The sequence below is a fragment of the Kribbella sp. NPDC050459 genome (genome assembly GCF_040655315.1).
In the GTDB taxonomy this organism is placed as follows: domain Bacteria; phylum Actinomycetota; class Actinomycetes; order Propionibacteriales; family Kribbellaceae; genus Kribbella.
This window is the reverse complement of record NZ_JBFAJQ010000002.1, coordinates 796,162-819,109: the sequence shown is the minus strand read 5'-3', so window position 1 is coordinate 819,109 and position 22,948 is coordinate 796,162. Positions and strand designations below refer to the sequence as shown.

The 22,948-nt window shown below is 71.0% G+C and carries 23 protein-coding genes; 13 read left to right on the top strand and 10 right to left on the bottom strand.

Annotation, left to right across the window (positions count from 1 at the left end):
* Window positions 1-166 precede the first annotated feature (166 nt).
* The 4 genes from AB0I12_RS09955 to AB0I12_RS09940 all read right to left on the bottom strand — a co-directional run bounded on the left by AB0I12_RS09955 (window position 167) and on the right by AB0I12_RS09940 (window position 5,602).
* The gene (locus tag AB0I12_RS09955) at window positions 167-2,815 is read right to left on the bottom strand and encodes a glycogen debranching protein (protein ID WP_359927179.1); all 2,649 of its coding nucleotides are present in this window, start codon (window positions 2,813-2,815) and stop codon (window positions 167-169) included.
* Window positions 2,816-2,859: 44 nt separating this feature from the next.
* Window positions 2,860-3,867 (bottom strand): LacI family DNA-binding transcriptional regulator, encoded by a 1,008-nt coding sequence (locus AB0I12_RS09950; protein ID WP_359927176.1) that lies wholly within the window; start codon window positions 3,865-3,867, stop codon window positions 2,860-2,862.
* A gap of 74 nt (window positions 3,868-3,941) precedes the next feature.
* Window positions 3,942-4,718, bottom strand: coding sequence for an LLM class flavin-dependent oxidoreductase (locus AB0I12_RS09945; RefSeq protein ID WP_359927174.1), 777 nt, complete (start codon window positions 4,716-4,718; stop codon window positions 3,942-3,944).
* A 143-nt stretch (window positions 4,719-4,861) separates the two neighbouring features.
* Entirely contained in the window at window positions 4,862-5,602 is a 741-nt protein-coding gene (locus AB0I12_RS09940; RefSeq protein ID WP_359927172.1) for an SDR family oxidoreductase, read from the bottom strand.
* Window positions 5,603-5,745: 143 nt separating this feature from the next.
* On the opposite strand from AB0I12_RS09940, the gene AB0I12_RS09935 reads away from it, so the two are divergent.
* The 4 genes from AB0I12_RS09935 to AB0I12_RS09920 are packed head-to-tail and all read left to right on the top strand — an operon-like array spanning window position 5,746 to window position 8,838.
* Entirely contained in the window at window positions 5,746-7,218 is a 1,473-nt protein-coding gene (locus AB0I12_RS09935) for an AlkA N-terminal domain-containing protein (RefSeq protein ID WP_359927169.1), read from the top strand.
* Between the two features lie 2 nt (window positions 7,219-7,220).
* Window positions 7,221-7,775 carry a GNAT family N-acetyltransferase gene (locus AB0I12_RS09930; protein ID WP_359927167.1) on the top strand — a complete coding sequence of 185 codons (555 nt, stop codon included), beginning with the start codon at window positions 7,221-7,223 and terminating at the stop codon, window positions 7,773-7,775.
* Window positions 7,772-8,263 carry a methylated-DNA--[protein]-cysteine S-methyltransferase gene (locus AB0I12_RS09925; protein WP_359927164.1) on the top strand — a complete coding sequence of 164 codons (492 nt, stop codon included), beginning with the start codon at window positions 7,772-7,774 and terminating at the stop codon, window positions 8,261-8,263. The genes AB0I12_RS09930 and AB0I12_RS09925 overlap by 4 nt, the downstream gene beginning before the upstream one ends.
* Before the next feature lie 26 nt (window positions 8,264-8,289).
* Window positions 8,290-8,838, top strand: coding sequence for a YdeI/OmpD-associated family protein (locus AB0I12_RS09920; protein ID WP_359927161.1), 549 nt, complete (start codon window positions 8,290-8,292; stop codon window positions 8,836-8,838).
* Window positions 8,839-8,965: 127 nt separating this feature from the next.
* Here AB0I12_RS09920 and AB0I12_RS09915 read toward each other — a convergent pair whose 3' ends face one another.
* Complete coding sequence (locus AB0I12_RS09915) at window positions 8,966-10,195, bottom strand: cation:proton antiporter (protein WP_359927158.1); 1,230 nt, start codon at window positions 10,193-10,195, stop codon at window positions 8,966-8,968.
* A gap of 2 nt (window positions 10,196-10,197) precedes the next feature.
* A complete protein-coding gene (locus tag AB0I12_RS09910) occupies window positions 10,198-10,674 on the bottom strand; it encodes a TrkA C-terminal domain-containing protein (RefSeq protein WP_355477479.1) in 477 nt (158 codons plus the stop codon).
* 131 nt (window positions 10,675-10,805) lie between these two features.
* Here AB0I12_RS09910 and AB0I12_RS09905 point away from each other — a divergent pair, with 131 nt between their 5' ends.
* From AB0I12_RS09905 to AB0I12_RS09895, 3 genes are all read left to right on the top strand, one after another.
* On the top strand, window positions 10,806-11,348 hold the full coding sequence (locus AB0I12_RS09905) for a PadR family transcriptional regulator (protein WP_359927156.1): 543 nt from the start codon (window positions 10,806-10,808) through the stop codon (window positions 11,346-11,348).
* Window positions 11,345-13,357: an NADPH-dependent 2,4-dienoyl-CoA reductase gene (locus AB0I12_RS09900; RefSeq protein WP_359927154.1), complete on the top strand. Its 2,013-nt coding sequence runs from the start codon at window positions 11,345-11,347 to the stop codon at window positions 13,355-13,357. The genes AB0I12_RS09905 and AB0I12_RS09900 overlap by 4 nt, the downstream gene beginning before the upstream one ends.
* Window positions 13,358-13,576: 219 nt before the next feature.
* A complete protein-coding gene (locus AB0I12_RS09895) occupies window positions 13,577-14,809 on the top strand; it encodes an FAD-dependent monooxygenase (RefSeq protein ID WP_359927152.1) in 1,233 nt (410 codons plus the stop codon).
* Here AB0I12_RS09895 and AB0I12_RS09890 read toward each other — a convergent pair.
* The 3 genes from AB0I12_RS09890 to AB0I12_RS09880 form a co-directional block, all read right to left on the bottom strand.
* On the bottom strand, window positions 14,759-15,349 hold the full coding sequence (locus AB0I12_RS09890) for a TIGR03086 family metal-binding protein (protein ID WP_359927149.1): 591 nt from the start codon (window positions 15,347-15,349) through the stop codon (window positions 14,759-14,761). The two genes, AB0I12_RS09895 and AB0I12_RS09890, sit on opposite strands and share 51 nt — an antisense overlap.
* 123 nt (window positions 15,350-15,472) lie before the next feature.
* Entirely contained in the window at window positions 15,473-16,051 is a 579-nt protein-coding gene (locus AB0I12_RS09885; protein ID WP_359927147.1) for an HhH-GPD-type base excision DNA repair protein, read from the bottom strand.
* Window positions 16,052-16,073: 22 nt separating this feature from the next.
* Window positions 16,074-16,304, bottom strand: a complete 231-nt coding sequence (locus AB0I12_RS09880; protein WP_359927145.1) for an iron chelate uptake ABC transporter family permease subunit — start codon at window positions 16,302-16,304, stop codon at window positions 16,074-16,076.
* A gap of 64 nt (window positions 16,305-16,368) precedes the next feature.
* Here AB0I12_RS09880 and AB0I12_RS09875 point away from each other — a divergent pair, with 64 nt between their 5' ends.
* Both AB0I12_RS09875 and AB0I12_RS09870 read left to right on the top strand, forming a co-directional pair.
* Window positions 16,369-17,268 (top strand): GntR family transcriptional regulator, encoded by a 900-nt coding sequence (locus AB0I12_RS09875; protein WP_359927143.1) that lies wholly within the window; start codon window positions 16,369-16,371, stop codon window positions 17,266-17,268.
* A 27-nt stretch (window positions 17,269-17,295) separates the two neighbouring features.
* Window positions 17,296-18,171, top strand: coding sequence for a hypothetical protein (locus AB0I12_RS09870; protein WP_359927141.1), 876 nt, complete (start codon window positions 17,296-17,298; stop codon window positions 18,169-18,171).
* A gap of 86 nt (window positions 18,172-18,257) precedes the next feature.
* Here AB0I12_RS09870 and AB0I12_RS09865 read toward each other — a convergent pair whose 3' ends face one another.
* Entirely contained in the window at window positions 18,258-19,205 is a 948-nt protein-coding gene (locus AB0I12_RS09865; protein WP_359927138.1) for an NAD-dependent epimerase/dehydratase family protein, read from the bottom strand.
* Window positions 19,206-19,273: 68 nt separating this feature from the next.
* Between AB0I12_RS09865 and AB0I12_RS09860 the strand changes: the two genes are divergently transcribed.
* The 4 genes from AB0I12_RS09860 (at window position 19,274) to AB0I12_RS09845 (ending at window position 22,862) form a co-directional block, all read left to right on the top strand.
* Complete coding sequence (locus AB0I12_RS09860) at window positions 19,274-19,948, top strand: SDR family NAD(P)-dependent oxidoreductase (RefSeq protein ID WP_359927137.1); 675 nt, start codon at window positions 19,274-19,276, stop codon at window positions 19,946-19,948.
* 89 nt (window positions 19,949-20,037) lie between these two features.
* Complete coding sequence (locus tag AB0I12_RS09855) at window positions 20,038-21,552, top strand: LCP family protein (RefSeq protein ID WP_359927135.1); 1,515 nt, start codon at window positions 20,038-20,040, stop codon at window positions 21,550-21,552.
* 86 nt (window positions 21,553-21,638) lie between these two features.
* Window positions 21,639-22,016 (top strand): YciI family protein, encoded by a 378-nt coding sequence (locus tag AB0I12_RS09850; RefSeq protein WP_359927133.1) that lies wholly within the window; start codon window positions 21,639-21,641, stop codon window positions 22,014-22,016.
* Between the two features lie 36 nt (window positions 22,017-22,052).
* Window positions 22,053-22,862 (top strand): alpha/beta hydrolase, encoded by an 810-nt coding sequence (locus AB0I12_RS09845; protein ID WP_359927132.1) that lies wholly within the window; start codon window positions 22,053-22,055, stop codon window positions 22,860-22,862.
* The last annotated feature ends 86 nt before the right edge of the window (window positions 22,863-22,948 follow it).

Genomic DNA, 22,948 nt, shown 5'->3' with positions numbered 1-22,948 from the left:
GACGTCACTTTCCTTCAGCTGTGCGGGCCCCTCCGACTCATACTCGGAGGGGCCCGCTTTCTGGTCCGCTCGAAGACTCCGCAGTGCCGATATCCGGACAGCACAAGGCCGGCCGGTGCGCGGAACGGTCGCGCACCGGCCGGCCAGGGCTCAGCTCAGGTCCGACTCACTGCAGCGTGATGGTGAGCGCCGTGTGCGCACCGCGCGCCGGCACCCGGACCTCCGTTCCACGGCTGGTCGTGACGAGCTGGTACGTCGCCGCGTGACCGTCGACCGCCACGCTCCGCACCGTCGCGCCCTTCGGCAGTACGGCGCCGACCGTGAGCGCCGCGCCGACGCCCTTCGCGGTCACCTCGGTCGACAATGCCTTATTTGTAAGGCGTGCCGACACATCGACGGCTCCATGACCGACCTTGATATTGCTACCGGCAACCTTCTGCTGACCTTCCGGCAGCTGCGGTACGACGGCGATCCGGCCGTGGCCCAAATCAGGGTCGACGCCGAGCTGCTGGTGGATCACCGGCCAGAGGATCCCGTACGCGCCCCAGGCCTGCAGTGCCATCGAGCGGTCGTAGAACGGCCGGCCGATGTTCGCTGCGGAGTCGGGCGACGGGGCGATCTCCGGCATCGCGCCGGGCAGTTCCCAGACCGACGGGTCGAGCTGGATCCGCGCGTTGCCCGTGGTGTAGACCTGCTGCTGCTTCGTGCCCAGCCGCCCGAAGTTGCCCTCAGCAACGGCCATGATGGAGGTGTTCAGGCCGAAGATGCTGCGCTCGCTCTGTACCTGCGACACGATCGGGTCGCAGGAGTCGCCGCGGTTGCCGCCCTCGGCCGACGTCGGGCCGGTGCCGGTGTGGAACAGGCCGAACTCGCCCGTGTAGCAGGTGGTTTCGCGCTGGTCGAGGGCGATCCGCGCGTGCGCGTCCGACGCGAGCGGCGAGGTCTGTCCCGGCCGGGTCAGCACCGCTTCCATCGGCGTGACGCCGATCCAGTGCCGCTGGAAGATCGGCGTGTTGTCGTTCGCCGGATCGGCGGGGTCGTCGACCGAGTCGGCGTACCCCTTCGCGGCCGGCACCCACCACTGCGCCTCGAACTTGGACTCGAGGCCGGTCGCCCGGGCAGTCGCCCACTGCTGCACCTTCGTGTCGTGCTTGGACGCGGCCAGGTCGGCCAGGTCCCGCAGGCCGCGGGCCAGGTACACGGTGCTGTCGAGCTTCTCGACACCCATCCCGGCGCGCTCGACGTTCGCCAGGCCCTCGGGCCAGCCGTCGTTGTCCTTGTCGAGCTCGCGGTACACGTACTGCAGGTTCCGGACGCTGAAGTCGTACATCTCGTCGCGGAACTTGTCGTCGCCCGTCCACCGCCACAGCAGCGCGACCGTGCTCGGGAACTTGACCGTCTCGTCGGTGTTGCCGGCGCTCTGGTTCGACCCGAAGTACACGTCACCGGTCGGCGTCACCTCGTGCGCGACCTTGCCGCTGCGCTGGTTGAGCAGGTCGCTGACGTCGCGGAGTGCGCGCAGGTGTTCCTTCACCGTGTCGAACTGACCGGCCGCGACGGCCGCGAACGCGGTGTATTCGCCATCGGTCGCGAACAGCCAGGGGTAGTCCGGGAAGCCGGCGCCGAACCAGCGCGCGGCCGGGACGGTCCCGACCGGTGCCGGGTAGTCCTTGCCCTCGTTCACGTCCCGGATCCGCAGGTTGCGCGCCTCCTGGACCGAGTCCGCGAGGTTCTGCTTGCTCCACTCGACGCTCTGCTGCAGCAGCCGGTCACCAGGAAGGTCCACTGCGGACTGCGCGTCGATCAGCTGCCGTGCGGAGGTCTTTGCCCGCAGCAACTTCTCCGGGTTGCTCAACGCCTTGCCGAACTCGCGCTCCGCGGCGCCGCTGCCCTGATCGGATCCGGCGACCGCGAACCAGATGGTCTTCGACTGTCCGGCCGCGAGCGGTACGTCGTAGGTGAGCCGGCCGCCCGTGCCCTTGCCGACGAGCGAGTCGTCGCACCGCGCGGGTGTCGTACCGTCGGCCGGGCAGATCACCGCCGGGCTCTGCGGTCCGCGGTGATCCGGACCGAGTTGGTGGTCCGACGGACGCAGGGACGATCCGACGAACGCGGCGTAGTCGTGGGCGGCGGCGTTCGGGTACGTCGGGGTGCCTTGTTCGCGGAAGCGCAGTGCGCTGCCGGTGAAGTCGCCGGTGTCCGGGAGGTTCGCGTCGGCGGCGCTCGGCGTGGTCCAGCCCCACGGGTACGACTGCATGAGTTCGGAGTGCGCGTCGACGTCGAGCGTGACCGTCTTCGCCGTACTCGAGCTGAGCGTGAGACCGACGAGCGTCGCGCGGATGCCGTCCGGCACGAAGTCGGTACGGCGGACGTTCACCGCGCCGGAGTAGTCGATCCGGCTGTAACCGTGCCCGCTGGTGTACTTCGCGGCCGGCATCTGCTTGCCGAGCCAGTTCCCGTCGAGGCCGAACCAGATGCCGTCGAGGAGCTTGATCGGCTGCGACCAGAAGCCGCCCATCTCGCCGCGGACGTGCCACCCGGCGGCGGGGTACAGGCCGGACTCGTCGCCCATCGCGTAGGCCCGGTCGCCGACGACCAGCGAGCGGCGATCGGTCAGGCGCGTGGTCTCGGAGAGTTCGGACCCGCCGGTGGCGACGGCGGTTGTGGTCGAGGACCCGGCGGCCGGTCCGGCGATCGCGGAGGCGGTGCCGGCCAGAACGGTCGCGGCGGCCAGCAGAGCGATCCCGGCGGTCCGGCGGGCCGGTCTGCTTCGGGGCGGGGCGGAGCTACTTCGGTTGGTCGGATAGGGAGTCATGGCGGTTCCTCCTTCTCGCGGCGCCCGGGGAGAAGCGCCGAATATCAGCCAGGGGCCGAGCTGCCCCTGATCACCAGTTCCGGTTGCAGCAGACGTCCGGCGCGTGCGGTTTCACCAGGCCCACCGGTCAGGATCGTGATCAGCTCCTCGGCGATCTGTTCCATCGGTTGCCGGAGGCTGGTCAGGCCGGGGGAGACGACTTCCGCGAGCGGCGAGTCGTCGAAGCCGGTGACGCCGACGTCGCGGCCGGGAGCGAGACCGCGGCGGGTCAGCTCGCGGAGCGCGCCGAGCGCGAGGATGTCGCTCAGGGCAACGATCCCGTCGACGGCGCCGTCGTCGTCGAGCAGCCGCGCGGTCGCGCGGGCGCCGTCCTCGATGGTGTCCTCGCGGCAACGGACCGCCAGCCCGGCGGTCGGCAGCCCGAGGTCCGTGCACGCGTCGCGCCACCCGCCGGCCCGGTCCTCGGCCAGGCCCGACGTCTTCGGCCAGCCCAGGAACGCGATCCGGCGACGGCCGGTCGCGTGCAGGTGCCGGACCGCCGTCGCGGAGCCGGCGGCACCGTCGACGTCGACCCAGGCACCGGGCTGAGTGGTTTCCTTCCACACCCGGCCGAAGCTGACGAACGGGATGCCCTGCTGTTTCAGCCACCCGTGCCGCGCGTCGTGCGTCTCGGTCTGCGACAGCACGAACCCGTCGACCAGCCGGCGCGCGTGCAGGTCGTCGTACGTCGGCATGCCGTCGACGCCGCCCGGTGCGGTGAACAGGAGGATGTGCCGGCCGGTGCGTTCCGCGGCGGCGCACAGCGCGTGCAGGAACTGGTCCATCACCAGGTGCGTCTGGTTCGGCCAGCTCGGCACGCAGTACCCGATCAGTTCGACCGCGCTGGTGCGCAGACTGCGGGCGTTACGATTGGGCCGGTAGTTGAGCAGCTCGATCGAGCGGTTCACCCGTTCGAGCGTGTCCGGGCGGAGGCGGTGCGGAGCGTTCAGCGCGTTCGACACCGTCTGCACGGAGACCTCCGCGTGGGCGGCAACCTGCTTCAAGGTAGCCACAGCGACCTCCCACGGGGGTTTTGAACGTTAAAAACATCCGCAGTCTGCACCGGAGCCGTCGCGCTGTCAACGGTTCAGAGCGCCGGCGGCCCCTGGCGCACGATCGCCAGGGTCTCGTCCGCCGGCATCGGCGCGATCCACCGCCCCCACCACGTGGCACCCGCCACCGCGAACGCGCTCGGGTCCCCGCCACTCACCTTCACGTCGGACGCGCCCGCTGCCAACAGCCCGACGACATCATCGGGCGTGATCTGCTGCGGTGCGTCCGTACTGCCTTTGTAAGCACACGATCCGTCCCACCGCAGGATCCGCCGCCGCACCGCGGGCACAAGAAAGTTGCCTCCGACCCAGATCGGTATCCGCGGCGTCTGCACCGGCCGCGCCGTCAGCTGTGCGTTCTCCAGCGTGTAGTGCTTCCCGCGGAAGGTCACCGGCCGGCCCGTCCACAGCTCGTCGATGATCGCCAGCCCTTCGTCGAGCATCTCCGCCAGCACCCGCGGACTCCTGCCCTCCAGGAACGGATCGCCCGGATCCCCGATCCCGACGCCGAGGATCATCCGTCCGCCGGACAGCTGATCCAGGGCGACCGCCTCCGCCGCCACCTTCCACGGCCGGCGCCGAGGCAGTGGAGTGACGGTCGTCCCGATCCGGATCCTCTCGGTGGCCATCGCCATGGCGGCCAGACAGATCCACGGGTCGTACGTCGGCTGGGACGCGTCCCCCTGGTAGACGAGGTAGTCCTCCAGGAAGCACCCGTCCCACCCGGAGTCCTCCACCACTCGAGCAAGCTCCGCCAGCCCGCGCGGATCCCGCCCGACCCCTGCCGCCCCCACCGTCACCGAAAACTTCACCCACCCGACGGTAACCCCACCCACCGTCAGGAGCGGGGGACCGCTCGACAGGTAGTGCACCTGCGAGACGCTGTACGCGCGGCGGCGATTGCGCTCAGCTGTACTACCTGTCGTGCGGACACCTCCTGTCCGGAGGCACCGGATCAGGCGGTGTGCCCGCCGTCGATGGTGAGCTCGGTGCCGGTGATGTACGCGGCGTGCGGGCCGGACAGGTAGGCGACCGCGGCGGCCACCTCGGCGGGGGTGCCGAAGCGGTCGAGGGCCAGGTCGGCGATCTGGGGCGCCGCGAACGGGCCGTCGGACGGATTCATGTCGGTGTCGGTCGGTCCGGGCTGGACGACGTTGGAGGTGATGTTGCGCGCGCCGAGCTCGCGGGCGAGCGCCTTGCTCAGGCCCACCAGCGCGGCCTTGCTCATCGCGTACAGCGTCATCCCGGGGCTCGTCACGCGCGCGGCCGCGCAGCTGCCCAGGTGGATGAGGCGGGCCCCGTCGGACAGCAGCGGTACGGCGGCCTGCGTGGCGGCGTACACGCCCCGGATGTTCACGGCGAGCACGCGGTCGACGTCCTGCGGTGCGAGATCGGTGATCGGGGCGATCGCGCCGACGCCGGCGTTGTTGACCAGGATGTCCAACCCGCCCAGGGATTCCGCGGCCAGGCGGACGCCGTCCGCGACCGCGACCGCGTCACCCGAGTCGACGGCGTACGCGAACCCGCGCCGCCCGAGTGCCTCGATCTCCTTCACCACCGCGGCCGCGGCGTCCGCGGACGAGTTGTACGTGATCGCGACGTCCGCTCCGCGCTCCGCGAGCGCCACCGCCGTCGCCGCGCCGATTCCGCGGCTGCCGCCGGTCACCAGGGCCTTCTTGCCAATCAGTTCGTTCATGTCTCCAGTCCAGCGGCCCGGGTCTGCCGACGCTGGCGAGAATCCGCCACCGGATCCTTGCGTCGCATTCCCGCGACCGGCCCTCCACCTCCATGTCGTAAATCCGCTAGCGACTGTCGGTGGCGGCAGGGATGCTGGAGGGCGTGTACGAGTGCAGGGAGCGATGCGTCCGCGCGGTGCAGTCCAAGGACGCCCGGTTCGACGGGTGGTTCTTCACGGCGGTGCTGACGACCAAGATCTACTGCCGGCCGAGTTGCCCGGTGGTGCCGCCGAAGGTCGAGAACATGCGGTTCTACCCGAGCGCGGCCGCCGCCCAGCAGGCCGGTTTCCGGGCCTGCAAGCGGTGCCGGCCGGACGCGAGCCCGGGCTCGCCGGAGTGGAACGATCGCGCCGACCTGGTCGCGCGGGCGATGCGCCTGATCGCGGACGGCGTCGTCGACCGCGACGGCGTACCGGGCCTGGCCGGCCAGCTCGGCTACAGCGTCCGTCAGGTGCAGCGCCAGCTCCAGGCCGAGCTCGGCGCCGGCCCGCTCGCGCTTGCCCGTGCGCAGCGGGCACAGACCGCGCGCCTGCTGATCGAGACGAGCGAGCTGCAGATGGCGGACGTCGCGTTCGCCGCCGGGTTCTCGAGCGTACGGACGTTCAACGAGACCGTTCAGGAAGTCTTCGCGCTGGCGCCGACCGAGCTGCGCCGGCGGGCTCGCCGGGGGACGACGACCGCGGCGCCCGGCACGATCTCGCTCCGGCTCCCGTTCCGCGCGCCGTTGACGCCCGACAACCTGTTCGGCCATCTGATCGCGACCGGCGTGCCCGGGGTGGAGGAGTGGCGCGACGGTCACTACCGCCGCACGTTGCGGCTCCCGCACGGTCACGGCGTCGTCGCGCTGCGACCGATGCCGGACCACATCGCCTGCCAGCTCTCGCTGACCGACCAGCGCGACCTCGCGATCGCGATCAGCCGTTGCCGCCGGATGCTCGACCTGGACGCGGACCCGGTCGCCGTCGACGACCTGCTCGCCACCGATCCCGTGCTCGCTCCGCTGATCGCGAAGGCCCCGGGCCGACGTGTCCCGCACACCGTCGACGGCGAGGAGTTCGCCGTCCGGGCGGTGCTCGGGCAGCAGGTGTCGACGGCGGCGGCCCGGACCCACGCGCAGCGCCTGGTCCTGCAGCACGGCGAGCCGATCGAGGACCCGTCCGGCGGGCTCACGCACCTGTTCCCGACGATGCAGGCGCTGGCCGGGCTCGACCCGGAGACGCTGGCGTTCCCGAAGTCCCGCCGTACGACGCTCACCACGCTGATCGCGACGCTCGCCGCCGGTGAGATCGACCTCGGGGCCGGCGCCGACTGGGACCGTGCGCGCGAGCAGCTGGCCGCCCTGCCCGGGATCGGGCCCTGGACAGTGGAGTCGATCGCGATGCGCGCGCTCGGTGACCCGGACGCCTTCGTCGCCAGCGATCTCGGTATCCGTTACGCCGCGCGTGACCTAGGCTTGCCCGAGGCCCCCAAACTCCTGACCGACCACGCCCGCGCGTGGCGGCCCTGGCGTGCGTACGCCGTGCAGTACCTGTGGGCCACCGGTGACCACGCGATCAACACGATCCCCGCGGAGTGACGATGACCGAACTGACCACCGACCGCCTGCTGCTCCGGAACTGGCGCGATTCCGACCGGGAACCGTTCGCAGCGCTGAACACCGACCCGGCGGTGATGGAGCACTTCCCGGCGCCGCAGACGCGCGAGCAGAGTGACGCGCTGATCGACCGAAACCAGCCGCTGATCGATGAGCGCGGCTGGGGGCTGTGGGCGCTGGAGGTCCGGGACACCGGTGAGTTCATCGGGTTCACCGGGTTGTCGGTGCCGAGCTTCGAGGCGCACTTCATGCCGGCCGTGGAGATCGGCTGGCGGCTCTCGAAAGGTGCCTGGGGCAACGGTTATGCGACCGAGGCGGCCCGCGCGGCGCTCGCGCACGGGTTCGGCCCGGGCGGGCTGGACGAGGTGGTGTCGTTCACCACGACCACCAACCTGCCGTCCCAGCGGGTGATGCAGCGGATCGGGATGACGCACGACGAGCCCGGCGACTTCGACCACCCGCGGATCCCGGAAGGCCATCGGCTGCGCCGGCACGTGTTCTACCGGATCGACCGCGCGCAGTGGGAGTCCACCCGGTGACGTACGCCGTCGTCGACAGCCCGCTCGGTCCGCTCACCCTGGTGGGCACCGACGCGGGCGAGCTGACCGGCCTGTTCATGGACAAGCAGCGGTACCGCCCCGATCCGACCAGGTTCGGCGATCGCGACGACTCCGCCCTGTCCGCGGTGGCCGAGCAGCTCGACGAGTACTTCCACCACGGCCGCACGACCTTCGACGTACCGCTGCTCCTGACCGGGACGGAGTTCCAGCGGCGGATCTGGGCCGCTCTCCAGGACATCCCGTACGGCGTGACCACGACGTACGGCGGTCTCGCCGCGGACCTCGGGCTGAAGCCGCAGTCGGCCCGCGCGGTCGGACTGGCCAACGGGAAGAACCCGGTCAGCATCATCGTCCCGTGCCACCGGCTGGTCGGATCGACCGGGAGTCTCACCGGGTACGGCGGCGGCATCGAGCGCAAGCGGGCGCTGCTCGCGCACGAACGCGGAGAAAAACTGCTCATTGGATGAGCACTTATCCGGCGCAAGCTGGTCCCATGGAGACCTTGGACTGCGTGGATGCGAACCAGTGGCGTGCCTGGCTGGAAGCCAACGGCCGGAGTGAACGATCCGTCTGGCTCGTGGTGCACCGCCAGGCCGACGGCCTGAACCTCGCGGCCGCGGTCGAGCACGCGCTGTGCTTCGGGTGGATCGACAGCAAGACGGTCCGGCGCGACGAGCGGACGACGTACCAGTGCTTCACGCCGCGGAACCCGCGGAGCACCTGGAGCAAGGTGAACCGCGAGCGGGTCGAGCGGCTGACCGCGGCCGGCCTGATGCGCGCGCCGGGGGAGGAGCTGGTGGCGCACGCCCGGCGGACCGGCACGTGGGACCTGCTGGCGGACGCGCAGAACCTGATCGTCCCGCCCGACCTGCAGGCCGCGCTCGCGGCCGACCCGCGGGCGGACGAGCAGTTCCGGGCCTTCCCACCGTCCACCCGCCGCACGATCCTCGAATGGATCACCCTCGCGAAGCGCCCGGAGACGCGAGCACGGCGCATCGCCGAGACCGTCGCCCGGGCAGCCGCCGGAATCCGCGCACGCTGACGCTCCGCTGGTCGGGCGGACGCCCCGCACTCACCAACTGGCTGTGCACGAGTCGACGCACGCTCAAGCCCGGCCGTAGTCGGGGCACCAGCGGTGGTTGGTGAGTGGTGGCGGTCCGCGTCGCCGATCAGCTTGTGGGTGACGAAGGCGCCGTGGCTGTGTCGTCCAGACGCTCCGCGGCCGGGGCGTCGGTCGGCTTCCGCGGTTTACGGGTCAGGCGGCGGGCGATCGGTTCGGTGTAGCGGGCCGCGACCGGTCCGAGGATGACGAGGATCAGGACGTACGCCGTGGCGAGCGGGCCGAGCTTCGGCTCGACACCCACCGCGAGACCGGCGATGACGATCGAGAACTCGCCGCGCGCGACCAGCGTCCCGCCGGCCCGCCAGCGACCCGCGGGCGAGATGCCGGCGCGCCGGGCGGCGTACCAGCCGGTGGCGATCTTGGTCAGCCCGGTGAGGATCGCCAGCCCGAACGCGACCGCCAGCACCGGCGGGATCTTCGCCGGATCCGTGCTCAGGCCGAAGAACACGAAGAACACCGCGGCGAACAGGTCCCGCAGCGGGCTGAGCAGGTTCCGGGCGCCGTGCGCCACCTCGCCGGACAACGCGATCCCGACCAGGAACGCGCCGACCGCCGCCGACACCTGCAGTTGCTGTGCGATCCCCGCGACGAGCAGCGTCAGGCCGAGGACGACGAGCAGCAGCATCTCCGGGTTGTCCGAGGAGACCGCCCGGCTGATCACCCGCCCGTACCGGAGCGCGACGAACAGCACGACGCTGACCGTGCCGAGCGAGATCAGCAGCGTCATGCTCCCGCCGGCCAGTCCGACACCGGCCAGCAGCGCGGTGAGGATCGGCAGGTAGACCGCCATCGACAGGTCCTCGAGCACCAGGATCCCGAGCACCACCGGCGTTTCCCGGTTGCCCAGCCGTCCGAGATCGCCGACGACCTTCGCGATCACGCCGGACGAGGAGATCCAGGTGACACCTGCCAGCGCGACCGCCGCCACCGGGCCCCAGCCGAGCAGCAAGGCGACAGCCGCACCGGGCAATGCGTTCAGCAGGAAGTCGACTGCTCCCGAGATGTACTGCGTCTTCAAGGTGCCGACCAGATCCGACGCGGTGTACTCGAGTCCGAGCAGCAACAGCAGCAGGATCACGCCGATCTCGGCGCCGGTGGCAACGAACTCCTCGCTCGCAGCCAGCGGCAGCAGGCCGCCGTGCCCGAACGCGAGCCCGGCCAGCAGGTACAGCGGGATCGGCGAGAACCCGAGCCGGCCGGCGATCCGGCCGAGGATGCCGAGGGCAAGGATGACCGCGCCCAGCTCGATCAGCAGGGCAGTGATGTTCTCGTGCATGCTCAGCCCCCGGCGATCAGGTCGGCCACGGCGTCCACACCTTCGCGGGTGCCGACCACGACGAGCGTGTCGCCGGTCGCGAACCGGAAGTCCGGCGTCGGCGACGGCGTCGCCCCGGTGCGGCGCAGGACCGCGACGATCGACGCGCCGGTCCGGCTGCGGGCCTGGGTGTCACCGAGCGTCCGCCCGGAGTACGGCGACTTGGCGGTGACCGGGATGTGCTCGGTGACCAGGTCGATCTCGATCTCACCGCGGACCGGGTCGAGCGGTTCCGGGATCAGCAAACTCGCCAGCGCGGCCGCCTCGTCCTGCCCTAAGGGGACGCTGGCCTGGCACTCGTCGTCGTCCTCGGGATTGTGGAAGCCGAGGAACCGGCGCCCGTCGTTGTGCACCACCACCGAGACGTGTTTGCCGGCGTCGGTGACCAGGTCGTACCGCAAGCCGATACCGGGCAACGTCGTCTTCGTCGGGTGGTTCATGGATACTCCGCTCCGGGATAGATGGCGTCTGCAACCATTCTCTCAGACCTCATCAACCTTGTCCGGACAAGTGATGTGACCTGGGCTGCAATCAGGTGCACTGCAACGAGTTGCATAGGTACGCTCCGGGAATGGCGCTGGAGCACGCGATTCTGGTTTCGCTGACCGAGCGGGCCGGGTCCGGGTACGAGCTGGCCCGGCGATTCGACCGGTCGATCGGGTACTTCTGGCCGGCCACGCACCAGCAGATCTACCGGGTGCTGCGGCGGATGGACGAGGCCGGCTGGGTGAAACACACCGAGATCGCCCAGGACGGCCGCCCGGACAAGAAGGTCTACCGGGTCGCGGCGGCAGGGCGTGCGGAGTTGTCGCGCTGGTTGGCCGAGCCAGAGGACCCGGCCGTCCTGCGGGACGGGCTCGGCGTGAAACTGCGCGGCGCCTCGCTGGGTTCGGTCGACGTGGTGCTGAAGGAGATCGAGCGGCACCGGGCCGAGCACGCGACGCGGCGCGAGGTGTACCGCGGGATCCAGAAACGCGACTTCCCGAAGCCGGCCACGCTGCACGGCCGGGACCTGCATCAGTACCTCGTGCTGCGGGGCGGGATCCGCGCCGAGGAGTCCTTCGTCGCCTGGTGCGACGAGGTGATCGACGCCCTCCGGAAGGACAGCCGATGAGTTCGTACCCGAAGCTGCTGGAGCCGCTCGACCTCGGCCATGTGGTGCTGCCGAACCGGGTGATCATGGGGTCGATGCACACCGGCCTCGAGGACCGGTTGAGCGACCTACCCAAGCTTGCCGCGTACTTCGCCGAGCGTGCCCGCGGCGGCGTCGGGCTAATGGTCACCGGCGGCTACGCGCCGAACCGGACCGGGTGGCTCACGCCGTTCGGGTCCACGCTGATGACCAAGCGGCAGGCGCGCAGGCACCGGCTGCTGACCGGCGCCGTGCACGAAGCGGGCGGCCGGATCGCGCTGCAGATCCTGCACGCCGGCCGGTACTCGTACCACCCGTTCAGCGTGTCCGCGTCCGCCCTGAAGGCCCCGATCAACCCGTTCCGGCCACGCGCGCTGTCCGATCGCGGCGTCCGGAAGCAGATCCAGGCGTACGTCGACTGCGCGGCGCTCGCCCGCGACGCCGGGTACGACGGCGTCGAGATCATGGGCTCGGAGGGGTACTTCATCAACCAGTTCCTGTCCGAGCGGACGAACCGGCGGACCGACCGCTGGGGCGGCAGCCCGGAGAACCGCCGCCGGCTCGCGGTCGAGATCGTCCGGCGGACCCGGGAGCGGGTCGGCGACGACTTCCTGATCATCTACCGGTTGTCGATGGCCGACCTGGTCGAGGGCGGGCAGGCCTGGGACGACGTGGTCACGCTCGGCCGCGAGATCGAGGCGGCCGGGGCGTCGATCATCAACACCGGGATCGGCTGGCACGAGGCGCGGGTCCCGACCATCGTCACGTCGGTGCCGCGGGCCGCGTTCACGAGCGTGACCGCGGCGTTCAAGCCGCACGTGACGATTCCCGTGGTCACGTCGAACCGGATCAACCTGCCGCAGGTCGCCGAGGAGGTGCTGGCCCGCGGCGACGCCGATCTGGTCAGCATGGCCCGGCCGTTCCTGGCCGACCCGGAGTGGGTGCTGAAGGCAACGACCGATCGGGCCGACGAGATCAACGTCTGCATCGCCTGCAACCAGGCGTGCCTCGACCACGTGTTCGCGAACCAGAAGGCGAGCTGCATGGTTAACCCCCGGGCGGCCCGCGAGACCGAGCTGCGGCTGCTGCCGACCCGGCGGACGAAGAGTATTGCGGTTGTCGGGGCCGGGCCGGCCGGACTGGCGGCGGCCGTGACGGCGGCCGGGCGCGGGCACCGGGTCGAGCTGTTCGAGGCGGACGCCGAGCTCGGCGGGCAGTTCGGGATCGCGCGCCGGATCCCGGGCAAGGAGGAGTTCGCCGAGACGATCCGGTACTACCGGCGGCAGCTCGACCTGACCGGTGTCAAGGTGCACCTCGGCCGCCGGGCCGGCGTCGACGACCTGACCGGTTTCGACGAGATCGTGCTCGCGACCGGCGTCGTGCCGCGGGTGCCGGCGATCCCCGGGATCGACCACCCCAAGGTGCTCTCGTACGTCGAGGTGGTCCGCGACGGCAAGCCGGTCGGGGACTCGGTCGCGGTGATCGGGGCCGGCGGGATCGGGGTCGACGTCAGCGAGTTCCTGACCGGTAGGTCGCCGGATCTCGAAGCCTGGAAGGCGGAATGGGGCGTCGGCGATCCGACCCAACTGCCGGGCGCGCTCGCCGTACCGCGACCGGAACCGTCGCCGCGCACGGTGTATCTGCTGCAGCGCAAGGCCGGGAAGATCGGCGCCGGGCTCGGCAAGACGACCGGCTGGGTCCATCGGGCCGCGCTGAAGAACAAGCAGGTCGAGCAGTTGCGGGGCGTCAACTACGAGCGAATCGACGACGAGGGGCTGCACATCACGTTCGGCCCGAAGCGCGAGAAGGCCCGCGTCCTGGCGGTCGACACCATCGTCGTCTGCGCCGGCCAGGAACCGGTCCGCGACCTGGCCGAGGCACTGCGCGAATCCGGCCGCCCGGTCCACCTGATCGGCGGCGCCGATGTCGCCGCCGAACTGGACGCCAAGCGGGCGATCGAGCAGGCGACCCGGCTGGCCCTCTCACTCTGAGGCGGACCTGGGTCACTCACCAACCAGGCCCGCCGCAGCGGTCGCACGCTCAGCGTCGGGCGTGCACGGCCGGTCGGCCGCACTTGGTGAGTGGTGGCGGTCCGCCCCCGCCGGGCGGATCTGGTGCACCACGGCCGGTGTACTAGTGCGCGCTGGCGTCACACCCTCTACCTAGTGCACCGTGTACGGCGTACGCGCACTAGTGAAGGGGTTTGTGAGATGAAGACTGTGCTGATTTCCGGTGGCGGGATCGCGGGGCCGGCGGTGGCGTTCTGGTTGCGGCGGTTCGGGTTCGCGCCGACGGTGGTCGAGATCGCGCCGGGGCCGCGGCCGGGCGGGCAGACGGTGGACCTGCGCGGGGTGTCGCGGGTGGTCGCCGAGCGGATGGGGCTGATGCCGGCGGTCGCCGAACGGCAGCTGCACGAGCGCGGGCTCGCGTACGTGCGGGCCGACGGGCGGCAGTCCGCCGCGATGCCCGCGGAGCTTCTCGACGGCGCGGGGCCGGTCGCCGAGATCGAGATCCTGCGGGGCGACCTGGCCGGGATCCTGGCCGACGCGACGCACGAGGTGGAGTACCTGTACGGCGACTCGGTCACCGAGCTGACGCAGGACTCGAGCGGCGTCGACGTCACGTTCGCGAGCGGGACCCGGCGGCGGTTCGATCTGGTGCTCGGCGCGGACGGGGTGCACTCCCGGGTCCGGCGGCTCGCGTTCGGGCCGGAGGAGGAGTTCGTGCACCACCTCGGCGGCTACACGTCGTACTTCACGGTCGAGGCGCCGGAGGACCTGAAGCACTGGATGAAGCTCTACACCGCGCCGGGCGGGCGCTGGGTCGGCCTGCGGCCGGATCGCGATCCGCGGTTCGCGAAGGCGCTGTTGAGCTTCCGGTCGCCGGTGCTCAGCTACGACCGCCGGGACGTTGAGGCGCAGAAGCAGTTGGTGCGGTCGCGGTTCGAGGGGCTCGGCTGGCATGCCCCGCACATCCTGAACCAGCTGGCCGCGGCCGACGACTTCTACCTCGACTCGACCAGCCGGGTCGTCGTACCGCAGTGGTCCCGCGGGCGGATCGCTCTGGTCGGTGACGCCGGGTACTGCGGGTCCCCGATGGCCGGCCACGGTACGGCGCTGTCGCTGGTCGGTGCGTACGTCCTCGCGGGCGAGCTGGCCGCCGCGGACGGCGATCACGCGCGGGCGTTCCCGGCGTACCAGCGCCGGATGCGGGCGTACGTCGAGCAGCGGATGGAGCTGCCGCCGGGCGGGATCAAGATGGCGATGCCGATGAGCAGGTTCGGGATCGCGTACCGGGATCTCGTGCTGCGCGTCATGACGTCGCGGCTGATGGCCGGGACGCTGGCGAAGGCAGCGATCGCGAAGCCGGACGCGATCGACCTGCCCGACTACTCAGTCCAGCGGGGAGACCCACTCCGGGTTGCGGCCGAGGAGGCCGAGTAGCTGGTCGAAGTCGGGGGCCGTGCCGGAGACCTTGACGCTGCGTTCGAACGCGTAGCCGGCGCCGCGGTTCGCGTCGGTGTCGGGGATCCGGCGGGCCAGCTGGAGCGCCTGCTCGACCATGTCCGGCGGCGGGTTGTACGGGACGTCGATCGCGCGGGCCAGGTCCCAGGCGTGCACGACGCAGTCGAGCTGGTGGAAGGTCAGCGCGATCCGGCGCGGGAACGAGCCGAACTCGCGGACCTCCACCAGCCGGTCCAGCGCACCGCCGTCGGCGAATGCGTCCGCGACCCGCACGTTCGAGCGGCGATAGGCGCCGGCCGGGTTGTCGCCGAGACGTCCGCTGTTCCAGGTGTGGACGGAGGCGGTGCCGTTCAGCGCGGCGGCGGCCAGGCCCTCGTTCTGGCTGACCAGGTGGCGCATCAGGCCCCGGACTGTCCAGTCCGGGCACGGGGTGGGAAACCACAGGTGCTCAGGCCGGACCTGCATCACGACTTCCCCGAGCACCGCACCGGCCCTGCGATCCAGATCCCGGATGTCCATCCGCGCTCCTCCCGTCGCCCTAGCGAGCATAGAGCGGTACGCCGGACTTCGCAGGGAATCTCGTGGAGTACAAGGGACAACCCGCGCCCGGCTGCTACAGATCGGGCGCCGGTGTCTCGTGGATCAGGCCTTGGCGGCCGCCTTCGCCGCCTTCTTGAAGTTGCGCACCTCGCCCAGGGACGCGGCGTCCGTGACGTCGGCGATCGAGCGCCGCGAGCCGCGGTCGCCGTAGTTGCCGGCCGCCTCGCGCCAGCCCTTCGGTGTGACGCCGCGCTGCTTGCCGAGCAGAGCGAGGAAGATCTTCGCCTTCTGCTCCCCGAACCCCGGTAGCGCCCTGAGCCGCTTCAGCACCTCGGCGCCGTCCGGCTTCGGGCGGCCGGCCAGCCAGATGTTGGCGGCGTCGCCGTCGTACTTCGCGATGATCTCCTGCGCGAGCGCGTGCACCCGGCGGGCCATCGAGCCGCCGTACCGGTGGATCGCCGGCGGGGTGACGCAGAGCTCGACGAACGTCTCCAGGTCGGTCGCGGCGATCTTGTGCAGGTCGAAACCGTCCATCCGGTTCGCGATCTTCAGCGGGCCGGAGAACGCGTGCTCCATCGGGTACTGCTGGTCGAGGAGCATGCCGACCAGCAAGGCGAACGGGTCGTCGTTGAGCAACTTGTCGGCGTCCGGGTTGCCGGTGAGGTGCAGTTCGCGCAGCATGCGGCCCATCTTGACACGACGATCAGCGCGTGGGCACCCGCGTTCGCCAGAGCAGATGGACGAAGTACGGCGCCCCGATCAGCGCGGTCAGCAGACCGGCCGGGATCTGCGCCGGGGCGAGCACCGTACGACCGAGGCTGTCCGCGAGGATCACCAGGTACACGAGCCCGAACGTCAGGACCGCGGCGACGGCCGCGACCCCGGACAAAAGCCAGATACTTGCGGACGGCAACAGGATGAGCGTCGCGATCACGGCACCGCACAGTACGCCGGAACTGGCATAGTGCGCGTACGATGTACGTGCACTAGGAGGGGTGATGGGTGAAGCGCCGTACCAGATGATCGCCGCGGAGCTACGGCGGCGGATCGAGGCCGGGGAGTTGCGGCCGGGTGAGCGGGTGCCGTCGACGCGGGCATTGGTCCGCGACTTCGGAGTGGCGATGGCGACCGCGACCAAGGCGTTGCAGGTGCTGCAGGCCGACCGGCTCGTGCATGCCTCGCCCGGCGTCGGGACCGTGGTCGGTCCGCCGCCGCGCTCCCGGCGTACCGCTGCCGGTCCCGATGACGTGCCCGACCTGGACCGCGACGAGATCGTCCGGATGGGGATCGCGATCGCGGACGCCGAAGGGCTCGCGGCGTTGTCGATGCGCCGGATCGCGACCGAGCTCGGGGTGTCGACGATGGCGCTCTACCGCTACGTCGGGGGCAAGGAGGCGCTCGTCGTCCAGATGGTCGATGCGGCCCTCGGCGAGTTTCCGTTGCGAGAGGTCTCCGGGAGCTGGCGAGACGCGGTGACGGCGGTGGCGCGCGTGCACTGGGCGGCGTACCGGCGGCATCTCTGGCTCGCCAGCGCGATCAGTCTGAGCCGGCCGCAGTTGGTGCCGCGGCTGCTGCCGCACACGGATGCGGTCCTGCGGGCGTTACGTGGGTTCGGGAAGAGCGCGGCGTTGTCGGCGACGATCAGCCTGTTCGCGTACGTGCGGGGGATCGCGCTGGTGATGGAGTCCGAGGCGCAGGCCGAGCAGGACACCGGCGTGACCGCGGACGAGTGGGCCGACCGGCAGGGCGACCAGCTGGCGGCGATGATCGCGGCCGGAAACCTGACGGCGTTTCAGGAACTCCTGGCCGACGGCTTCGACTACGACTACGACCTGGACCAGTTGTTCGAGTTCGGCCTGGCGATCTTCCTCGATGGACTTTCCGCACGGCTACGCTGAGTGCTGACGTCTTCTCCGGAGGTGGCGATGGAGCCTGTGTTCGCGCCGGGTGTGCCGGTCGGCGTACGGCGCTTGTACGAGCGCCGGCCGGAGTTGTTCGTGGCGGCCGACGCGCCGCGGCCGAAGCGGCAGACGTCGTGGTCGGCGGCGCCCGGCAACACGTTCGGGACGTTGCTGGTGTGGCTTGCGGTGTGTGTCGGGGGATGGATCCTGGCGCTGATCATCATGGCCGCCACGCTGCCGGCCTCCGTTGCCGCGTGGGGATCCGTCGGGCTGGCGGGGGTCGCGGTGCTGGCGACCGGCGGCATCCTGGTGAAGACGGCGGTCGAGGACCGCGGGCACAAGGCGGTCCGGTTGCAGCACCGGAAGTACCTGCTGCCGCAGGACTTCGACGACCAGGCCGCGCGGCTGCTGACCCGGGCGCAGCGCGCGGTGAAAACGGTGCTCGAGGCAACGGTCACCCGGCGCGGTCTGCTCGACGAGGTGAAGAACGAGCTGGTCCTGCCGGAGCAGCTGTGGGACATCGCGCAGGTGCTCCGCGAGCAGACCGTACTGCGGGCCAGGCAGGCGGACGTCGCACCCGGCATGGCGACCGCTGAGCTCGACGCCGTCCTCGGCCCGCAGCGCCGGGCACTCGCGCTCTCGGCTGAGGCGATCACCCGCAAGGTGGACCTGCTGGACCAGTACGCCGACCGAGTCCGCTCCGCAGACGCCGCCCTGCGCGCCGAGGCGGCACTGGAGGACGGCGACCGCTACATCGAACTCCTCGCCCGCACGGAACCCGTAGGCGACACGTCCGTAGTCCAAGGCTTCACCGACGAGGCAGCCGCCCTCAAGGACACCCTCACCCGCTCCATCAACGCCGCCCGCGACGCCGGCCGGACACTCGCCCTCCCCGAGTAGGCCGCCCGCCCGAATTTGGCTGGTCAGCCATCGAAATGAGGGGTTCGGTACCCGCAACCAGGGTGCAGAACCCGGACGTTGGTGGGTCAGCCAGGCAAATTGTGATGGGCGAGGAGGGTGGCCTCGGCGTCTGGGGTGAGGCCGATGGCGAGGGGTGGGACGCCGCGGTCGCGATCCCAGTGGAGGACGTCTTCGACGGTCTGGCGGAGGGGTGTGACGGGCATGCCGGCGGCGCGGGCCTTGGCGGGGTTGCGGCGGCGTTCGCCCCACTCGGCTTCGGGGTCCATCAGCGGGAAGCGCGGCGGTACGGCGTCGAACGGGATCGGGATGATGTCGGCGGTTGTGCCGGACAGGTCGGCCGCGGTGTGGATCAGTTCGGCGATCGTGGAGTCGGGGCCGACGGCGTTGTAGGCGCCGGAGCGGTTGTCGGCGACGAGACGTAGGATCAGGCCGGCGACGTCGCGACTGTCGACCAGTTGCAGCGGGGCCTCAGGACTGGTCGGGAGGGCGATCCGTCCGCCCCGGGCGCCGCGGCGGATCCAGTACAGCGCCGTACCGGAGGAGTCGCCGGGCCCGGTGACCCGGCCGGGGCGGACGAGCGTGGCGCGATCGCCGTACCGCTCGACGACGTCGTCCTCACAGGCGACCTTGCAGGGGCCGTACGTGTCGTTCGTGAGCACGTCGGCGTCGCGCAGCGGCTCGCGGCGGGGCGCGGTCTCGTCGGTCCCGGCCGGCAGGTCCCGGACGTAGACCGCGTGGCTCGAGACGAACACGTACCGCCCGACCCGGTCGCCGAGCACGTCCATGGCCTGGCCGACGTCCCTGGTCCGGAACCCGCTGGTGTCCACGACCGCATCCCACTCACCGGTCCGCAGCGCCGCGTAGTCCCCGGCCTCGCGGTCCCCGATCAGCTGCGTCACGCCCGCGGGCAGCGGCCCCCCGCTCTTCCCGCGACTGAACGACGTCACCTCGTGGCCCTGGGCCAGCGCGTCGTCCACGATCGCGCGCCCGACAAACCCGTTCCCGCCCAGCATCAGAATCCGCGCAACCGCCCAACCTAGCCCCGCCCCGTCCCCACCGCGACCTGATTAGGCTGGCCGCCATGACCAACACAGTGGTGGTTGCCGGTGGCACCGGTGCGCTCGGCGTGGCGGTGACCGCGGAGTTCCTGCGCGCGGGGTGGCGGGTCGTCGTCCCCGGGCGGTCCGAGGAGTCGCTCGCCCGGCTCGGCACCGACCCGGCGCTGAACCCGATCGTCGCCGACCCGTTCGACCCGGCCGGTACGGCGGACGTCGTGGCGCTCGCCGCGTCCGACGAGAACGCCCCGCTGACCGCCCTGGTCAACCTCGTCGGCGGGTTCGCGTCCGGCGCGCGGGTGCACGAGACGCCGGTCGAGGACTTCGAGAGCATCCTGCGGCTCAACCTGCGGCCGACGTACCTGATCACCCGGGGGGTCCTGCCGCACCTGGTCGCGGCCGGTGGTGGAGCGATCGTTTGTACGTCGAGCCGGGCGGCGCAGCACCCGTTCTCCGGCGCGGCCGGGTACATCACCGCCAAGGCCGGGGTGATCGCGTTCGCCGACGCCCTGCACGCGGAGTACGCGCGTGACGGCATCCGGGTGAACACCATCCTGCCCGGCACCATCGACACCCCCGCGAACCGCGCCGCGATGCCGGGCGCCGACACCAGCCGGTGGACGCCGCCGGAGCGGATCGCCGCCGTGGTCCGGTCGCTCGTCGAGACCGAAGGGTTCGACGGCGCTCATCTGACCGTTTGACAACCGATTGACCCTGTAACACGTCTGAACAGGTACAGCGTGCATCCTTCGGGGCACACTGATAGCGGGGGATCGACGGGGAGACAGGGATGCCGATGGGGACTGCGCGCGCGACCGCGAAGCGGCCGCGGTCGATGCCGAACTTGCTGGGATTCACCCTGCTGGGCGCCCTGCTTCCAGGACTCGGGCTGATCATCGGCGGGCGGCGGCGGATCGGTGCGTTCGTGCTCACGCTCTTCCTCGGCCTGATCGGGCTCGGCGTGTACGTCGGTCTGACCCGGCGTGACGAGGTGCTCGCGGCCACCGTCGTACCGAGCCGGCTGCTGATCACGTCGGTGGCGATCGGCGCGCTGGCGTTCGCCTGGATCGTGGTCGTCGTGGCGTCGCACCGGTCGTTGCGCCCGGCAACGGGAGGGGCCGGCGGCCGGGCCTTCGGCGCGCTGTTCGTCGGGCTGTTGTGCTTCGCGATCGCCGCGCCGGCCGCGGTCGGCGTCCAGAGCGTGCTGGCGCAGCGGACGCTGGTGCAGGACGTCTTCCAGGCGCAGGGCGAGAGCAAGAGCGCGACCAGGCCGTCGACGGTCAATACCAAGGACCCGTGGGAGAACAAGCAGCGGCTGAACCTGCTGCTGCTCGGCGGGGACGACGCGCCCAGCCGCGAGGGTGTGCGCACCGACACCGTGATCGTCGCGAGCATCGACACCAAGACCGGGAACACGGCGCTGATCTCGCTGCCGCGGAACCTGACCTTCATGCCGTTCCCGCCGGACTCGCCGCTGTACAAGTACTACCCGGCGGGCTTCGGCAAGGAGGGGCTGAGTCTGGACGGCCGGCTGGAGTGGATGCTGACCGCGATGTACCAGAACGTGCCGGACGCGCACCCGGGCATCCTCGGGCCGTCGGACAACGAGGGCGCGGACGTGCTGAAGCAGTCGGTCGGCGAGGCGATCGGGCTGAAGCTCGACTACTACCTGCAGGTCAACCTGCAGAGCTTCCCGGAGATCGTCGACGCGCTCGGCGGGATCCGGGTGAACGTCAACGAGCGGGTCGCGATGGGCGGCATCAGCAGCTCGCACATCCCGCCGAAGGAATGGATCGAGCCCGGACCCGGCCAGCACCTCGACGGACGGCACGCACTGTGGTTCGCCCGCGGGCGGTACGGCGCCGACGACGACCAGCGGCAGATCCGGCAGCGGTGCGTGATCAAGAGCATCGTCGACGCGGCCGATCCGCAGACGCTCGTCACGAAGTACAAGGCGATCGCCCGCGCCGGCCAGCACCTGCTGCGGACCGACATCCCGCAGGAGTTGCTGCCCGCGATGGTGCAGCTGGCCCTGAAGGTGAAGTCGGGGACGGTCTCGAACGTCACGCTCGACTCCGAGAAGCTCCGCCTGAAGTACCTGCATCCCGACTACCAGGCCCTCCGCGAGACCGTCGAGACCGCGCTCGAGTCAACGCCGCCGCCGACGACCACCCCACCGGCCACCCCGGCCGCGCCGCCCACCACCCGCAAGCCGGCCGCCCCGACGACCACCGCACCCCCGGGCCCGACCCAGAACCTGGCCGACGCCTGCGCCTACAACCCGGCCGGCGACCAGCCCAACTGAAATTACCCGGTGCCGGGTGTCGATCCGGCCGGGGCCTGCTCGACGTGAGAGTAAGTGATGAACCGAAACCACGAGGAGCGGCAGCGATGCGTTACATGATCATCAACAAGGCGGACGCCGACAGCGAGGCCGGGAAGTTGCCGGCGCCGGAGGTGGCCGAGGGGGTCGGCGGGGTCGTCGAGGACCTGTCGAAGGCCGGCGTGCTGCTGTTCGCGGAGGGCGTGCATCGCAGCTCGCTCGGCGCCCGGGTCAGTGTCGACGGCGGCAAGCGCACGGTGACCGACGGCCCGTTCGCGGAGACCAAGGAGCTGGTCGGCGGGATGATCGTCGTCGAGGTCCGCAACCGCGACGAGGCGATCGAGTGGGCGGCCCGGCTGGCCGAGGCCCTCGGCCAGGAGGTCGAGGTCCGCCGGGTCGTCGAGGAAGCCGACTTCGGACCGGATGCGGACGTCTTCTCCAGCTGACTGTCCATTCGGCGCGGTCCCGTTCGTGGCACTGCCATGAACAACACACTGAAGGTTTCCGACGCAGAGCTGTACTACGAGGTGCGCGGATCAGGACCGCTGGTGGTCCTGGTCGGCGCGCCCATGGACGCCGACGCGTTCGCGCCGCTGGCCGACCTGCTGGCGGCCGACCGCACCGTGCTGACGACGGATCCGCGCGGCGTGAAGCGGAGCACGCTCGAGGCCGGCGGTACGTCGCGGCCCGAGCAGCGCGCCGACGACCTGGCCCGGCTGATCCGGCACGTCGACGCCGGGCCCGCCGTCGTCCTCGGCTCCAGCGGGGGAGCAGTCAGCGCGCTGGCGCTGGCGCAGGACCACCCGGAGCTGGTCCGGACCGTGATCGCCCACGAACCGCCGCTGGATCGGCTGCTGCCGGATGCGGACGAGCTGCTCGCGAAGTCGGAGAAGTTGATGGCCGACTACCTCGCCGGGGACGTGACCGGCGCCTGGAAGCAGTTCTTCGCGGTCGCGAACATCCAGCTGCCCGACGAGGTCGTGGAGATGATGTTCGGCGCCGACCGCGACCCCGAGCAGCTGGCGACCGAGCGGTTCTGGTTCGGCCACGAGATGCGCGAGTCGATCAGCTGGCTGCCGGACTTCGACCGGCTCCGCGCGGCCGACGTCGTGGTCGGGATCGGCGAGGAGTCCACCGGTCAGCTCTGCGACCGGACCTCGACCGCGCTGGCCGCCGGCCTGGGCGTCGAGCCGACCCGTTTCCCCGGTGACCACACCGGTTTCGTCGAGCGTCCGGAGGCGTTCGCGAAGGCGCTGCGCGACCTGCTGGAAGCCGTCCGCCGGTCGAGGTGAGACTCGCGCGTGGGTTGTCGGGGAGAGTATGTGAAGCTGGGGGTGTTCGGTGCGTACGCCGGGGTGTGCGGGCGGTCGCATCGGGC

Excerpts from the sequence above, each read along its gene's own strand:
- AB0I12_RS09955 (WP_359927179.1), bottom strand. The coding sequence starts at position 2,815 with ATGACTCCCTATCCGACCAACCGAAGTAGCTCCGCCCCGCCCCGAAGC.
- AB0I12_RS09940 (WP_359927172.1), bottom strand. The coding sequence starts at position 5,602 with ATGAACGAACTGATTGGCAAGAAGGCCCTGGTGACCGGCGGCAGCCGC.
- AB0I12_RS09930 (WP_359927167.1), top strand. The coding sequence starts at position 7,221 with ATGACCGAACTGACCACCGACCGCCTGCTGCTCCGGAACTGGCGCGAT.
- AB0I12_RS09920 (WP_359927161.1), top strand. The coding sequence starts at position 8,290 with ATGGAGACCTTGGACTGCGTGGATGCGAACCAGTGGCGTGCCTGGCTG.
- AB0I12_RS09915 (WP_359927158.1), bottom strand. The coding sequence starts at position 10,195 with ATGCACGAGAACATCACTGCCCTGCTGATCGAGCTGGGCGCGGTCATC.
- AB0I12_RS09910 (WP_355477479.1), bottom strand. The coding sequence starts at position 10,674 with ATGAACCACCCGACGAAGACGACGTTGCCCGGTATCGGCTTGCGGTAC.
- AB0I12_RS09905 (WP_359927156.1), top strand. The coding sequence starts at position 10,806 with ATGGCGCTGGAGCACGCGATTCTGGTTTCGCTGACCGAGCGGGCCGGG.
- AB0I12_RS09900 (WP_359927154.1), top strand. The coding sequence starts at position 11,345 with ATGAGTTCGTACCCGAAGCTGCTGGAGCCGCTCGACCTCGGCCATGTG.
- AB0I12_RS09895 (WP_359927152.1), top strand. The coding sequence starts at position 13,577 with ATGAAGACTGTGCTGATTTCCGGTGGCGGGATCGCGGGGCCGGCGGTG.
- AB0I12_RS09890 (WP_359927149.1), bottom strand. The coding sequence starts at position 15,349 with ATGGACATCCGGGATCTGGATCGCAGGGCCGGTGCGGTGCTCGGGGAA.
- AB0I12_RS09885 (WP_359927147.1), bottom strand. The coding sequence starts at position 16,051 with ATGCTGCGCGAACTGCACCTCACCGGCAACCCGGACGCCGACAAGTTG.
- AB0I12_RS09875 (WP_359927143.1), top strand. The coding sequence starts at position 16,369 with ATGGGTGAAGCGCCGTACCAGATGATCGCCGCGGAGCTACGGCGGCGG.
- AB0I12_RS09870 (WP_359927141.1), top strand. The coding sequence starts at position 17,296 with ATGGAGCCTGTGTTCGCGCCGGGTGTGCCGGTCGGCGTACGGCGCTTG.
- AB0I12_RS09865 (WP_359927138.1), bottom strand. The coding sequence starts at position 19,205 with ATGCTGGGCGGGAACGGGTTTGTCGGGCGCGCGATCGTGGACGACGCG.
- AB0I12_RS09860 (WP_359927137.1), top strand. The coding sequence starts at position 19,274 with ATGACCAACACAGTGGTGGTTGCCGGTGGCACCGGTGCGCTCGGCGTG.
- AB0I12_RS09855 (WP_359927135.1), top strand. The coding sequence starts at position 20,038 with ATGCCGATGGGGACTGCGCGCGCGACCGCGAAGCGGCCGCGGTCGATG.
- AB0I12_RS09850 (WP_359927133.1), top strand. The coding sequence starts at position 21,639 with ATGCGTTACATGATCATCAACAAGGCGGACGCCGACAGCGAGGCCGGG.
- AB0I12_RS09845 (WP_359927132.1), top strand. The coding sequence starts at position 22,053 with ATGAACAACACACTGAAGGTTTCCGACGCAGAGCTGTACTACGAGGTG.